Origin of the sequence: Klebsiella sp. CN_Kp066, assembly GCF_040065135.1 — a bacterium.
In the GTDB taxonomy this organism is placed as follows: Bacteria; Pseudomonadota; Gammaproteobacteria; order Enterobacterales; family Enterobacteriaceae; genus Klebsiella; species Klebsiella oxytoca.
Window position 1 is genome coordinate 21,216 of the sequence record NZ_JBEAIU010000001.1, and the last position, 14,646, is coordinate 35,861.

Annotated in this window: 11 protein-coding genes; 2 read left to right on the forward strand and 9 right to left on the reverse strand. The window is 53.4% G+C overall.

The features are described from left to right. Positions 1 to 11: 11 nt before the first annotated feature. The 4 genes from ABLV75_RS00100 to ABLV75_RS00115 all read right to left on the reverse strand — a co-directional run bounded on the left by ABLV75_RS00100 (position 12) and on the right by ABLV75_RS00115 (position 5,523). Complete coding sequence (locus ABLV75_RS00100; RefSeq protein ID WP_017146431.1) at positions 12 to 1,412, reverse strand: sucrose-6-phosphate hydrolase; 1,401 nt, start codon at positions 1,410 to 1,412, stop codon at positions 12 to 14. Beyond that, positions 1,412 to 2,782: a sucrose-specific PTS transporter subunit IIBC gene (locus ABLV75_RS00105; protein WP_004111111.1), complete on the reverse strand. Its 1,371-nt coding sequence runs from the start codon at positions 2,780 to 2,782 to the stop codon at positions 1,412 to 1,414. Before ABLV75_RS00105 ends, ABLV75_RS00100 begins: the two co-directional genes overlap by 1 nt. Positions 2,783 to 2,917: 135 nt before the next feature. Then, positions 2,918 to 4,435 carry a carbohydrate porin gene (locus ABLV75_RS00110; RefSeq protein ID WP_004111112.1) on the reverse strand — a complete coding sequence of 506 codons (1,518 nt, stop codon included), beginning with the start codon at positions 4,433 to 4,435 and terminating at the stop codon, positions 2,918 to 2,920. Between the two features lie 164 nt (positions 4,436 to 4,599). Then, the gene (locus tag ABLV75_RS00115) at positions 4,600 to 5,523 is read right to left on the reverse strand and encodes an aminoimidazole riboside kinase (protein ID WP_348854864.1); all 924 of its coding nucleotides are present in this window, start codon (positions 5,521 to 5,523) and stop codon (positions 4,600 to 4,602) included. Between the two features lie 389 nt (positions 5,524 to 5,912). On the opposite strand from ABLV75_RS00115, the gene ABLV75_RS00120 reads away from it, so the two are divergent. Both ABLV75_RS00120 and ABLV75_RS00125 read left to right on the forward strand, forming a co-directional pair. Beyond that, entirely contained in the window at positions 5,913 to 6,302 is a 390-nt protein-coding gene (locus tag ABLV75_RS00120) for a hypothetical protein (protein ID WP_004099916.1), read from the forward strand. Between the two features lie 311 nt (positions 6,303 to 6,613). Further along, positions 6,614 to 7,111 (forward strand): RcnB family protein, encoded by a 498-nt coding sequence (locus ABLV75_RS00125; RefSeq protein ID WP_004099918.1) that lies wholly within the window; start codon positions 6,614 to 6,616, stop codon positions 7,109 to 7,111. Between the two features lie 95 nt (positions 7,112 to 7,206). On the opposite strand, the gene ABLV75_RS00130 is transcribed toward ABLV75_RS00125, so the two are convergent. From ABLV75_RS00130 to ABLV75_RS00150, 5 genes are all read right to left on the reverse strand, one after another. Then, complete coding sequence (locus ABLV75_RS00130) at positions 7,207 to 7,899, reverse strand: molecular chaperone (RefSeq protein WP_348854868.1); 693 nt, start codon at positions 7,897 to 7,899, stop codon at positions 7,207 to 7,209. 29 nt (positions 7,900 to 7,928) lie between these two features. Then, complete coding sequence (locus tag ABLV75_RS00135) at positions 7,929 to 9,260, reverse strand: fimbrial protein (protein WP_004099930.1); 1,332 nt, start codon at positions 9,258 to 9,260, stop codon at positions 7,929 to 7,931. A gap of 16 nt (positions 9,261 to 9,276) precedes the next feature. Continuing rightward, entirely contained in the window at positions 9,277 to 11,724 is a 2,448-nt protein-coding gene (locus tag ABLV75_RS00140) for a fimbria/pilus outer membrane usher protein (RefSeq protein ID WP_227499026.1), read from the reverse strand. Positions 11,725 to 11,852: 128 nt separating this feature from the next. Continuing rightward, on the reverse strand, positions 11,853 to 12,563 hold the full coding sequence (locus tag ABLV75_RS00145) for a molecular chaperone (RefSeq protein ID WP_004099932.1): 711 nt from the start codon (positions 12,561 to 12,563) through the stop codon (positions 11,853 to 11,855). 161 nt (positions 12,564 to 12,724) lie between these two features. Next, the gene (locus ABLV75_RS00150; protein WP_004099933.1) at positions 12,725 to 13,282 is read right to left on the reverse strand and encodes a fimbrial protein; all 558 of its coding nucleotides are present in this window, start codon (positions 13,280 to 13,282) and stop codon (positions 12,725 to 12,727) included. Positions 13,283 to 14,646: the final 1,364 nt, after the last annotated feature.

Here is a 14,646-nt window from a genome sequence, read left to right on the forward strand (position 1 = left end):
AAGCAAAACGCTTATTCTACCATGCATGTTCGCAGCGGCCAGTAGCAGAATGCGTCCGGCGCGCTGCCGGAGAAAATCAGCTGCGCCGGATAAGCCGGGAAGCAGCGGCTGCTCATCACCCCTTCGCCGTCGTTGATGAAAATCTCCACGCTCGACCGGTCGATGAAAATCCGCAGCGAACGGACCTCGCCGCGCCAGTAACGATAGTGCATCTCGTCGCCGGCGAGGCTGCGTCGCGCCAGGCGAATCCCGCGGGTATCGCGCTCAAGGGTCAACGCGCCGCCGAAATCGAGGCTTAACGTATCGTTCCGGGCGGTTTGCAGGGCGATTTCCATCGGCGCCAGCGGCAGGGCGTTCCCCAGCCAGCCGTGCGCTTCGCCGCGCAAAGCGGTCAGCTCGCACAGCGGACGCTGGTAGAGCTGACCGTCGATCAACTCCAGCTCACGCAGGCAGGTCATCTGATGGATCCAGCCGTTGGCAAGAGTCGGCTGAAGCATCTCTTCGCCGTCCGGCACGCCCATCCAGCCGACCAGCAGACGGCGGCCATCGCGGGTTTGCATGGTTTGCGGGGCATAAAACTCAAACCCGGCGTCCAGTTCGTGCAGCTCGCGGTGGCTGAAAGCGGCGCGGTCGTAGTCGAAACCACCGGCCATCCATACCGCCGGATAGGTATTGAGGAAGCGCTCTTCTTCGCGAGCCATCCCCTGCGGGCAGCAGATCAGAATATGCTGGTCGCCGAGCGGAAACAGATCCGGGCACTCCCACATATAACCGGCGTCGTCGAGGCCATTGAGGCCGTAGCCGGCGATTTCGCCCTCATTCGTCCACTGATGGAGGTCTGCGGAGCTGAACAGCAGCACCTTGCCGCGCTTTTGCCGATCCTGCGCGCCCAGTACCATGTACCAGCGTCCTTCGTGCCGCCAGACTTTCGGGTCGCGTACGTGGCCGGTGTAGCCCTCCGGCAGGGGCAGGACCGGGCCAATTTTGCGGAAGGTGCCGTCGGCGTTTTCCGTTGCCAGGCACTGCCAGGCGGTTCGGCCGCCATCGGCAAACTTCACGTTGCCGGTATAGCACAGGGTGAGCGTACCGTTGTTATCCACCGCGCTGCCGGAGTAGCAGCCGTTACGGTCATACTCTTCGTCCGGCATCAGCGCAATCGGCTCATGCTGCCAGTGCAGCAAATCGGCGGAGCTCCAGTGCCCCCAGCACTTAAATTTATGATCGCAGGCGAGCGGGTTCCACTGATAAAACAGGTGATAGCGTCCGGCAAATTCGACAAAGCCGTTGGGGTCGTTCATCAGCCCGGTAACTGGCGCATGGTGCCAGCGCGGATAGTGACTATCGGCCAGCGCGCCCGGCTGGCCCTGCATAACGGCCTGCAAAATCGCAGGCAGCCGTGATGGAAGTGACATTATTCAGCGTCCGTTTTGTATTTCAGCACCAGGGAAACCGTAAAGGCGACGCCAAAGGCGATAACCATTCCGATAATGTAGTTCAGCAGCGAGCTGGCCTGCACGATGGCCATGCCGGGGATCGCCGTCAGGCCTACCGCGGTCATGTAGACGTGCATGGATACTACCCACGCGCCGCCCGCCGCGCCGCCGATCAGCGCCGCGATAAACGGCTTCACAAAGCGCAGGTTGATACCAAAAATCGCCGCCTCGGTGATGCCCAGCATGGCGGAAAACGCTGAGGGCAGCGTGATGGCTTTAATTTTTGCGTCTTTGGTTTTGAACCACACCGCCAGGCAGGCGCCACCCTGAGCGACGTTAGCCATCGCCCAAATCGGCAGCAGGAAGTTGACGCCGATGGAGGGATTGCCGAGGAGTCCGGCTTCGATGGCGTGGAAGCTGTGGTGAATACCGGTAATGACGATAACCGAATAGAGACCGCCAAACAGCAGACCAGCTAGCCAGCCGGCGTGGCTAATCAGGGTGCTGAGGACAAACGAAATACCGTCGCCGAGCGCGCGACCGGCCGGGCCGATAATCAGCAGGGCGATAAAACCGGAAATAATCACCGTCAGGAACGGCGTCAGTATCAGGTCCAGGGCATCGGGGATCGCGCGGCGCAGCTGCTTTTCAACGATGCTCATAAACCAGACCGCCAGCAGCACCGGGAACACCGTACCCTGATAGCCGATCATGGCGATTTCGAGGCCGAAGAAGTTCATGGTATGGAAACCGGCGGCGACTCCCCAGGCGTTCGTCAGCGCCGGGTGGGTCAGAATGCCGCCGAGCGTTGCGCCGAGATAGGGGTTACCGCCGAATTCGCGGGCGGCGGTAAAGCCAATCAGAATCGGTAGAATGATAAACGCCGCCGAGCTGCACATATCCAGCATGATGTAGATGGCGTTGCCTGGGTCAACCCAGCCGTAGGTTTTGACCATTCCCAGCAGGCCCATCAGCAGACCGGAGGCGACGATGGCCGGGATAATCGGCACGAAGATGTTTGACAGCAGGCGGGCGATGCGCTGGAACGGGTTAAGCTTTTTCGCCGCGATGTCGGCGGCTTCCGATTTACTGGACTCGCTAATACCTGCCGCCTGAATAAAAGCGGCATAGACTTTATTCACCACCCCGGTGCCGAAAATAATCTGCATCTGCCCGGCATTACGAAAGCAGCCCTTAACCCCTTCAATTTTGCCGATGGCCTGCTGGTCAGCCAGCGCGTCATCAACCAGCACCAGGCGCAGACGCGTGGCGCAGTGCGCGGCGCTGGCGATATTTTCCTTGCCTCCCAGAAGCGGAAGCAGCGAGCGGGAAATCTGTTCAAAATCCATAGTACCCTCTGAATGCGTAAACATTTTCGTGTTGTCGTCCCGTGTTCACGGGGGCGCAGTTTCTGCGTCGTTATTGTGTCCGGGGCGACGAAGGCGTTTTGCCGCCCCGGCGGTTCCTGTCGTCTGATGTAACCGTCAGAACCAGGTTTCCATCTGCATACCGAACGACCATTCGCCGCCCGAGTTAAAACCGTTGCTGCCCAGCGCGTCATCGCTGGCGTAATTATTCAGTTTTTTGCTCCAGTCCATCCAGGAGGTGTAGAAACGAATCTCCGGACGACTGAAGAAATCACCGATGCTGCCGACCTTAAAGGTTGGAGCGAAGGTGAGCTTGTAGAAGCTACCGTTCACCGCATGACGATCGTTATAACCTTCGGGTTTGAGATCCATATACTGGTAGCTGCCTTCGTAGGCGAGGGCGAAGTTCTGATTGATCTCCTGGATCAGGCGCATGTTGAATGTTGCCCACTGGTAGCTATCGCCATCGACATAGCGGTCTTTGCTGCTTTGCGCCAGGATCGCCGGGGCGATAGACCAGTTTTTGCCGATCGGCGTGGTACCGTAGCTGGCAATGCGCCATGTGTCGGCCCCCGAACGAAGGGCGCCGTCAGAGCCGATACCTTTAACCTCTGCGCCCAGGCCGTGACCGTAGAGCAGGGCGGTTTTGCTGCTACCGTCGCGCAGGCCGTAGAAACTGTCGTTATGCAGGCCGAGCAGCGCGTGTACGCCGGTATTTGCCGCATCGCCTTTCACCAGATTGCCGTTGGTATCTTTACGCTCGTCGTTATCTTTCGCCCGCAGACCGCTGACCATCATCTGCAGCGGACCGGCGAAGTGGTTCATGGTGAGGATATAGTTCTGCACGCTGTTGCTGGAATCATCGATGTCGCCGAAGTTACGCCCGTAAAGGGAGAAATTACTGCGCAGGCTGTCGTTCCACTTCACGTCGTAGATACCGCCGCCGGTACCGGCGAGAAACACGACGTCAGAGTCGATCCAGTGAATATCAAAGTTGTCGCGGTCAAAACGTTTCCCGGCCCACAGGGTGGAGCCTTTAAACGGCCCGGCGAACGTAGGCAGGTTACCCAGTTCGACAAAGGCCTGACGAACGTTCAGATCGCTGGTGCTTGCCGTCCAGTCGTTATAAGTGGTTTGCCCGTCGGCGACCATCACTTTGAAGCGGGTGGTGGCCCCGTTATCCAGGGTCTGCTTATGTTCAAGATTCATTTCAACATAGGTATCGGCCTGGTTTCCCAGACGGCCGATTGCTCCGCCGGTTTCCCCCGCTGGCGTCATGTAGGCTCCGGATTTGGTGCTGGCGCCGGAATCATTCATTATTACGCCGGAGCGGGCGTAGCCGTGAAACTCAAAGCCGCTTTTCTCATCGGCCTTTTTCTCAAGTTTGGCGGTACGCTGAGCCACTTCCTGAGTCGTGTCCTGGTTTTTTTGCTGCTGCGCGGTGAGCTGCTGGACTTTTTTCTCCGCCGACTCGGCGCGGTTTTCCGCCGTTTGCGCCCTGTTTTCCGCTTCCTGCAGGCGCTTTTCCAGCGCGATGAGCCGGGCTTCAATGGTGCTGAGGTCCGTTTGCGCGTGGGCTGAGGCGGCGCCGGTTAGCAAAGCGATAAGAACCGCAAGTGTGCTTTTTCTATACATGCTGGTCGCATCCCAAAAGTAAAATGAAAAGTAGTGTTTTTTGCTAAACCGGTTTAGGCGCTATGTTAAGCCCGACCTTTAACATTTTTAAAATGAATTTGCTAAACCGGTTTAATAAATGTGATGGATGCAACAAAGTGAGCCGCGCAGGGCGGCTTTAACGATTAAAACTGGCGATTAAGATCGCGCTGATAAGGCAGGGCGGTCATCGCGCCTTTCGCCGTTGTCGCCAGGGCGCCGCAGGTTTGCGCCAGCCTGAGGGTCGGTTCCAGCGCGGCGATATCCGTCGGCATCCCGTTGGCGGCAAGGCTGGCGAGCAGTCCGGCGACAAATGCGTCTCCCGCGCCGGTGGTGTCCACGCTGACAACGGGCCTGGCGCTGAAATGGGTAAACTGCTGCTGAAAGGCGGCAAGCACGCCCGCTTTACCCTGGGTCACCAGCAGCAATTCCGGCTGATAGCGCTCGGCTAGGCTGGCGATTCCATGCGCTAAATCATCACTGCCGCTGATGAATACCAGCTCCTCTTCCGATAGCTTCACCACGTTGGCCATCCGCAAAGCGCGATCGAGGCAGGCGTGCAGCAGTTCCTGATCCTGCCAGAGATCCGGGCGGATATTGGGGTCAAAGCTGACCCGACCGCCGGCATATTTGATGCGCTCCATAGCCGCGAAGGTGGTACTGCGGCTGGGCTCGGCGCTGAGCGCAATAGAGCAGACGTGCAGCCACTGCCCGGCGGCAAACGGCGGCAGGTCTTCTTCGGTGAGGAACAGGTCCGCGCTGGGGCGCACCATAAAGGTAAAGGTGCGTTCCCCCTGATCGTCAAGGTCGACTACCACGGTGGAGGTACGGTGCTGGCCGTCGAGGTGCATATGGCTGACGTCGACCTGCTCCTGTTGCAGGGTATGACGCATAAAGCGGCCAAACGGATCGTCGCCGACGCGTCCGATAAACCCGCTGTTTCCGCCAAGGCGGGCGACGCCTACCGCTACGTTAGCCGGCGCGCCGCCGGGGCACTGCAGCAGGCGGCCTTCGCTCTCCGGCAGCAGGTCCACCACCGCGTCGCCCAGAACCCAAACTTTTGCATTCATGCTGAAAATTCTCCATAGCTAAACTTAATTAAACCGGTTTAGCACATTAAAGCATAGCGACAGAGTGAGGGGAACGTTGAAGGCGGAAAAGTGCGATTCCGGGTATAAAAACGTGAGCGGCCTTGCAAAACCGCGGTGATTTGGCCGCGCGGAGGGTCATGCCGATCGCCGCCGTCTGCATAGCGGCGTCGAGCGTCAGCCCGGACGGTTACGCTACGTCGCCCAGGAAAGGAATGCTGGCTGAGCAGCCGGAATCTGGACCCGACAGGTAAAAAGCGGATAGAAAAGTCTTAAAATAGTTTTAAGAACAATCCCTAAAGCCAGACGGCAGAATCTTGTGCCATGCTGAATGCGACTCATAACATTAAGTTCGTTAGAGAGAGGACAATATGAAAAAAGCAATGATTGCGTTATCTGCGATTCTGGTAGCAGCTCCTGTTTTTGCTGCAACGACACACGCAACCGATGATACCGTCGCGGCGGCCCACGAAGGGGCGAACACCGCGAAGGAAAAACTGCACGAGGCCCAGCACCAGGGTGAAGAGCAGCAGCTGAAAGCCAAACATGCGGCAGAAGGCAAAAGCGATAGCGTAGGCAGTGAAGTCAGCGAAGGCGCGCAGAAAACCTGGAACAAAACCAAAGAAGGGACTGAGAAAGGCTGGAACGCCACTAAAGAAGGCACCGAAAAAGGCTGGAATAAGACCAAAGAGGTCAGCAAAGAAGGCTGGGATAAAACCAAGCAGGGTGCCGAAGAGCTGAAAACAAAAGTCACTGAATAATCACTGACTATTTGCTAAAAAAGGTCGCGAAAGCGGCCTTTTTTGTTATTCAGGGCATTTAATTCAGCACCGGGATAATATTGATTAATACGTTATACGGCTCTACCCCCTGGATTCCGGGCAGCATTAAGGCGGCCAGTTCATCTTTTCCCATGCGCGCGGGTAACGCTGTAACAAAGGTGAATGAATGCAGCCGACAAAAAACAACTTAAACGATGAAGGACATTAGCCAGGAATTGTCCTGGTTATAGTGTTACTCACTATTCCTCCACATTTTCCCGGTAGAAAGGAAATATATCAGGAGGTGTATTATGAAAAAGATTCTTTCACTGGCAATTATTTTATCGTGTACTTTTACTTCCGCCTCATGGGCGGATGGCCCTGGCGGCAACAGCCACGGTCAGCAGCAGGTCTGGCAGCAAGACGCCGGCCGCGGCGGCCCGGACGGCAACCGCCAGCAGGGGGCGCAGGCCAACAACCATCAGGGCAATAATCATCAGGGGAACGGTGATAACCGTGGCCCGGATCGCGGCGATAAAGGGCGCGGGGGCCAGGCGCATGATAGTCGACCTCAGGCGCGTCATGAGCAGGATCACTTTGCGTGGAACGGGCACGATTTCCGCAAAGGTCAGCCGGCTCCGGAACGTTTCCGCGGTAATGATTATCGGATTAACGACTGGAACGATCGCGGATTACCGGCACCACCGCGCGGGCAGCACTGGTCGTATATTGACGGCAACTATGTGCTGATTGCCGCCGCGACCGGGATTATTACGTCTATCCTGATTAACGGCGCGCTGAATAACTAATATCCAGCCACCCGGTTAGCGCGGCGCTGCCGGGTGAACCGCTGCGAGCGGTACGGCTTTAATTGCCTCACAGATATTTTCCCGCGACTTTTCAGTTAGGGCTTAAGTAAGACGGTGTGTTCAACAGAAGCGCCGTCATCATTTAAATAACGAAAGCGGATCTTTTGGCCTGTGGGTGGGTTAGCGAATGCTTCCAACGGATAGATGCGACGGCTATAGGCTTTTGTCATCATATCCATCTGCGCTTTGACCCCTTTTTCCTGACCACCGTTTAACAGAGTAATAGAGGTAAATGAAACGTTGAGAGGAGAAGGATTATCACATTCTATTCCCCAACCGCCATTTTCCTGCCGCAGCCGAAAGTTCAGCTTTGCTGTTGACTCTTCAAGCGAAGTTGCAAGGGCCTTCGGTCGCCAGAAGAGTTTTAACTGGGTATTCATTGCCAGCGTCAGGCGAGCATCCTGCGACTTTTTTCCCTCCAGCGGAGGGATCTCATAGAGATTAATCCAGAACACCGACTCACGATCCGTCGGCAAGGGATCCTGGTTATATATAATGCGCAGCCCCTGCCGCTCTTCGGGTTCCAGACGGAAAACGGCGGGGAGGATGACAAACGGCGCCTGTTCAAAATCAGGATGGCCCGCACCATCGTCGATCCAGCTTTGAATAATCACCGGATAGGCATTGGTATTTGCCAGCATCAGCGTTTTTTCGCGCTGTCCTTCCGTATAGACCATCCTGGTGGCGGCAGGCATGATCCCGGCATAAAGCTGCGCGGCAGAAAGCATGCCCAGCAAGCAGATAAGGGCGCTCTTCATCATTGCATTTTCACCAGTACATAAGCTGTAGCGTAGACTTTACCCGGCGTGATGCTTTGCCCGTTTAGCTTTTTCAGGCTGGCAATGAGTGAGTAAGTGTAATAGGTATAACCGCTTTTAACGCTTCCGGCCTGGGTTGCGCCCTGCATGACCGGGTACCAGCCCGCATTATTGCCTCCCGGCGTTAAGCTGGAAAAACCGGGCTGGCCAACAAAAATAAGCTCTTCGCCAGGCTTGTTGCTATGGGCAAGCGTAATGCCTACGCCCTTAGCCATATCTGCGGAAAAGTAGTTGTCGGATACCAGCGCGCTGACGCCGCCGCTGCCGTTAACCAGCCCGAGAGACTGCGCTGCGCTGTATGCACCTTCAGAAACCTGGAAACCCATCGCTGTTTGGGTGTCGCCAATGCCGGACTGAACGGTATCACTGCATTCAACTTGTACTGAAAAGGAGGAGGTGGCTTTCATTCCCGCTTCCAGTTCCGGGACCGAAATTGTCGGCAGCATCACGATGGGCGTGGCGCTACGGGCGACGCACGTGGGAACGCTGTAAATGGCGCTGCCCGTACGCATGCCGTAACCAAATCCATTATCTGCGCCCCAGAAATCAAATTTTGATGCGCTGTCCTCACCTACTTTGTCATGACTAAAGGAAAAAGAGACTGAGGCGTCGCCAGCAAGCTGAATATAGCTGTTCGGCTGCGTACAGGTATAAATCGCTCCTACGGCTTTACCAAAGGCAATACCTCTACCATTATCATTGTTGTTGCCACAATAGGCGGAACTGGCGGATTTGCCCGGCAGCGTGCTGACCCGATACAACTCGGCCTGCAGCGGCGGTATATCCTGCAGACGAATTTGGATCTTACCATTAGAAGTGGTATTCCAGCTGGAGAGCGGTAATTTCTTCCAGTAGCGGGTTAAGGTGACGCCGCCCATTGTCTGACGGATGCCAACGTAGGCGAACCACGTCGCATAGACATCGCTTAGCCCGTCGGGACCGCCAATATCATAGTAACCGCCAACCCGATCGTCACCGTTGGTCGCCACCAGGAAGTAAATACCGGAAAGATCTGCCTCATCACACTCCCAGAGCACCGTAGAGGCTGTTGCTCCGCCATAGGTATAGTTAGTGGGAGGAACGACGATGCTGGCCAGTAATGATCCCACCGGCATAAAATATTCATCAGTGAGGTTAATCTTTCCAAATGGAATGATTGCCGTTCGCCCATCTTCCGTTTGTGGCGCGCTGGTTTTGGTGCATCGGCTCCAGCCTGGCGCGGCAGCCAGGAGTAGCATCAGAGTGATACCCAGCTTAATGATATTTTTCATTTCTACTTCGGCTCCATTAACGTGAACAGACTGAGGATAATCTGACCATCGGCTGCTCTGGCTGCGCGCCAGAAATATCAAAAGGCAGCGTGCAGCGTTCTTCTGACTTATCTCCCCAACGGACGACAAAGTGCCCCTGGCTTTTTTCGCTACGCACGTATATTTGTCCTCCCTGGCCCGCCATACCGATGACGTTGCCGCCCTCATCCAGGACATCCGAACCCGGCGGCAATGATTCGCCGCTGGCTAATCGGGCTTTAATTAACAAGGCTGTACCGCTACGGGTGCGAAAAACCACTTTGCTGACGGAGCCTGCCAGAGGGGCAACACGTTTTTCGCTATCCACCAGCTCGGCGCTACCGTCCATATTTTGCGGATCCAGCGTGACCCGGTTGTAGCGATATGGCGTCAACGAAGGGACCAGCGCATAACCCTGGTTATCAATCGTCACTTGTTGAGCGTTAAGCACTTTCGCTCCCGCCGCGCCTTTCGCTTCAACGAGGGCAAAAGTGTCGCCCAGATACGGGCCGAAAGTGAGGCCGCCGGAGTGAATAGCCAGTGCGCCCTGGGCGCTGCCGGATGCCTGCCAGTACCCGTCGCCTTTCGAAGCGTTCACTCCAACGGTGGTATCCGAGAACCGTTTTTGCAGGTTGCCGCTGAAGACGGTGTTGCGGTACTGCTGATCGCGACTGATATTCAGGCCATAGCTGGCCGTTTGCTGTTCATCAATCACCCCGTTCAGCGAACTTTGATACTGATCGCCGCCATCGGTCGAATGAGTCCAGGAGGTGCTTAATGTCGGCGCTCGCGTGCTGGAGGTGCCCAGCGGTATTGAGAATGAGAGCGAGGTGATGGTTTGCATGCTACCGTTATCGCCATAGCTGCCCATACGCTGACGGCCGACGGACAGGTTGGTGCTGATGCCGTGAAAACTGTTGCTATAGCCAAACTGTAACTGCGTATCTCGATTGCGGCCATCACGGTAATCCTGCGTCGAACCCGACAAATACAGGCTGCCAAGCTGGCCAATGCTTTGGCTCAATGAAATATCGAATCGGGAACGCTGGCTGTAGGTGGACGATTGCCAGCTATCGCCATAATGTGTGCTATCGCGCAGGCTGAGCACATCGCTAAGGTCGCGATAGCCGCTGGTCGAATAGCGGTATCCGGCAAGGGAGACCGTCGTATCCGTCTCCTGAAACGTTTTGCTCCAGGAAAGGTGCGTCATCCAGCCTTCGGTATAGCCGCTATCGGGCACCTTTGCATGCGACCAGGTGAGGTCCATGCCCAGGGCCCCCAGCCAGCTACCGTAAACGCCGCCGAACATGATTGCCTGGTAGGAGTCTGCGATGCGCAAACCGCTGTTCATAGTGATGGCGTTACTGAGGCCTCGCTGCCAGGTTATGTCGCCGAATAGCGATTCCTCGCCGGTATCGCGGGTTTTCCCCAGCTCGAAGTTGTAGCGGGATATGCCCGCCCTCATCGATTCCGGTACGGCGGAGAAGGGGACGCTGAAGCGGCTGACCGATCCGTCCGCTTCGCTCACCTCAACGTCGAGATCGCCGCTATAGCTCGTCGGATAGAGGTCTGTAATTTCAAACGTTCCCGGAGCGACCGTTGTCTGGTAGATTTCCTGACCATTTTGACGGACGGATACTTTGGCGTTAGTGACGGCAACGCCACGAATAACAGGAGCGTAGCCGCGTTGAGAATCAGGCAGCATCCGGTCATCTGTAGCAAGGCTGAAGCCGCGGTAGTTCAGACCGGAAAAGAAACGACCTGCCGTGACCAGCTCGCCCGCCGTGAGTTGGCTGCCATATTCGGGTAGAGGTCTCTGCAGGAAGCTACGGATATTTTTCCAGGTACTACCGCCATCGCGGCTCCAGTTTAAATTGGATAACTGCCGATACTGCCATTTTCCAAGATTGATCCCGCCACTTAGCGAAGCCCAGGCCGAGTCCTGATTGCCGCTATTCTTTCCGAAATAGGAAACATGATAATAGTTGCTGATATAGTTTACGAAACCGACTGAAGTCCCCGAATCCAGCTCTTCCGGGTCAACGTACCCGCGAGGCGCTCTGTCCATTTCTGTCTGGGGGACGCTGAGATTAAGACGTAGCTGCGCAACGTTCATATCCACGCTACCGCCTTTTACTACCTGCTTTAAAAAATAGCAGCGGGGGGCTGATGATGAATTGGCGGCGGTTGGCGGCGTAAGTTTAATACCCGCACTTTTGAAAAAGGTCTCAGGTAAGCAAGGAGAAACCGAATCGTCATTGAGTTTGATGAATTCAACTTCAATATTATCGACAAAGTGGCTATTTACAGAGACATCGACTCTGTATTTCCCCGGAGCGATGCTATTTTTCTTCACCAGCTGTGCGAGAGCCGACTGGCTGAATCTTCCACCGCGAAATAATTCAGGCTCGAAAATATAATCATCGGCCGCAGATGAGTCGGACAATGCATTTTCCGGAGTGCTATCCGCTGCGTACGATCCGGAGATTGATGCTATTACAGAACATAAAACAAGAGTGTATTTCACGCTACTCCGCCTCCGAATCGGTACGGTATCATTTTTATTATTGCGTTCTATAAGGTGCGCTCGTTGATGACATCTATGCCGTAATCATTGACCAAAACTAACCGCAGACGTGCGCCCTTGAGGCCGGACACCGGGGCTGAGGGTAACCACTCTGCGGATGATTGCGGCGCGACCATTTGCCTATCAGCTAGCTTAATTTCGCGACCGTTAATCACTAAACTGGCGCGACGGACAACGGCAAAGTACCCAGCAGAATTAGTGACTTTTATTTTTTTGCCGCTAAGCGAAAAGGTCATTTTCTTCGCCGTCTCTCCCGGGGTTCCTTCTATTCCCTGAGGGCGATAAAAAATTTTAACCCGATTGGTGATGGCTAAAACGAGCTGATTACTCCCACTTTTTTCCGATTTTGTCGCCGGAAGTTGGGTGAAATTCATATAAAAAATTGATTCTTTATTTTGCGGTAGACTATTGCCAATATACTTTAGAAGAACCGTTTGCGCGCTGCCCGGCTCCATGCGAAATATATTGGGCGTCAGCAGGAAGTTGCTATCTTCTTCATCAGCGGGTTTCTTTTCACTGCCATCGTCGACCTGAACCTGAACAATATAAGGTTGCTGGTCCGGATTTTTTAGCTGGATAGATTTATTGCTAGCCTGAGCTGGATAAATAATACGCGTCCCGGTCATCACTACGCTAGCACAGACATGATGACTCAGGCATAAAAGAAGCATTGCTACTAATGAGAAATAAATGCGCATCCTTCGCTTTCCTGTATTAAATTAGTACCCTAAGTCTGAGTTTAATTTGCTGCCAGAAGAGATATGTTTGGTATCGCAGCGAAATCTATCGCACACGATACAAAGAAACCGGGTGAAAACTCTGGCTGGACGAGAATGTCTCGCCAGCCAGAGCTGCGCAATTAGAAGTAGCTCAGCGTATATTCGGCTACAGAGGTAATTTTACCCGGGGTAGCGCCTGTCGCTTTAACGACATAATAACGTGCACCGAACTCGTAGCTTGCTTCAGTTTTGGTTGCTTTCAGTACCAGTCCGTTAACAGCCGTTGGGCCAGAGAGCACTACCGGATTTGAACCATCGCTTGAAGCCGTTAACTGAATACCAAATCCGACGGCGGCATCGCTGGTTGCGCGGTTGCCCAGAACGCCGGAGCCGGTATCCACATCATAGCCAAGGAATTTCGTGGCAATGTTAATATCGGTCGCCGGCGCAGTACAATCGCTGATGGAGACGGTGAATGGGGTCAGTCCAGCCGTTTGTCCATTGGCAAGGGTAGGGCCGAAGTCAGTTGTGGCTACGGTAGGCAGCATGACGACAGAGCTGGTTTGCCCGTTAATGCTGACAGAACAGGTCTGGTCGGTGACTTCCCCTTGAAAGGTAACGGTTGGGGTAGCAAAAGCTGCACAAGGCAACATACCGAAAGCAGCGATAATTGCTATCTTCTTGAACTGATTAGTCATTTGTATATCCTTATCTAATTTTCAAAACAGGCCTCGTGATACGAGGCGTTATTACATCAACTGGCTATTCGCCTGGCTATGTAGGCCTTTCAACACACTATTTAATAAGTTTCTTTATCTCTATATTGCGGTCTTTATCAGGAGCATTAACAGAACGTGCGTCCATGTAATATTCACGCTTCTTGAAGTTACATATTTAGTTTTGGTGGTATCTTGTGAAAAGAAAAGCCGCCTCTTTTATAGGATGTTCTGTTTCGGTGATGATCTGTCAGTTTTTTCTTTTCGTTACCGATGCTGTTTGTCGGGCTCTTTGTGCTAACCGTATTGTCATATTTATCATTCCCACGGTTAGAGCTAACGTAATTCTTTAGTACGCCGCACGTCAGTGAATTTATATTTTCAATGTGAAAAGATTATAAAGATGGGAAACCTCCTGGTGCAAGTCAAAAAGGCCTGGGGCTCTTATCTATCCAAGAATATTCCTAAATAAATGTTTTTGCCAATGCGCAAACATTAGCGATGTTGTGGTATTAAACTCTAAGGTTGTGCATGTTCATAGTTGAAAGCTCTGATTTTAGTATGTTTTAAATTGTCTTTAATTCAGGGTTTATATATCTATAAAATAAATGTTCAATTGTGCGGTTATACATTTCATCTATCAAAATCCTGGTCATTACCTCCTGATTGACTGTTTATATTAAATTTGATTTGTTGGGTGTTGTGATATTTTTTGTGTGAATGCTATTTATCTATGGCATATTCGCTTGTCAATACGAGCCCTGGAGGAGGGTACGCCATAGGGAAATAACCCCGCGAAGCGGATTAAAGGCTGATATTGACTTAGTTAATCAAATATAAGTCTTTTACGCTTGTCAGCCTGGCTTTCAAACGGAAGTATATGACTTTAATTATTTATAAAGCGGGATCTCGGCGCGGCTGATGTCTTAACGTCAATGGTTTAAAAAAACTTTGCTGAATGGAATACTGTGACGCTATTTCACATTATGCATGTACGGCATTTTTATGATGGTTTGTCAATTCAGCTCTTTATCTCATGCAGAAAAATGAGCAACTCATCACTGTTTGAGGTTGAGATAGACGATTTTCGGTTACCGAAAACGGGATCGGCATATTCAGCCTCCTGGAGCGACCCGCGCGGCCTGGTTCCGTCTGACTGCTGGTGGGGTGGATGGAGTAAAATATTCTAGTTAAGCGGTTTGTCAGACGTTTCATGGCGAAATGTTGCTATTTTTATAGTCTGATCTCCTGACGTCGCTGTTAATTTTAGATTATTGAAAAAGAATAACTATATCTAAAGTTATGCCTTGAGCCAGTACCGTGAATTCACAAAATTCATCATTATG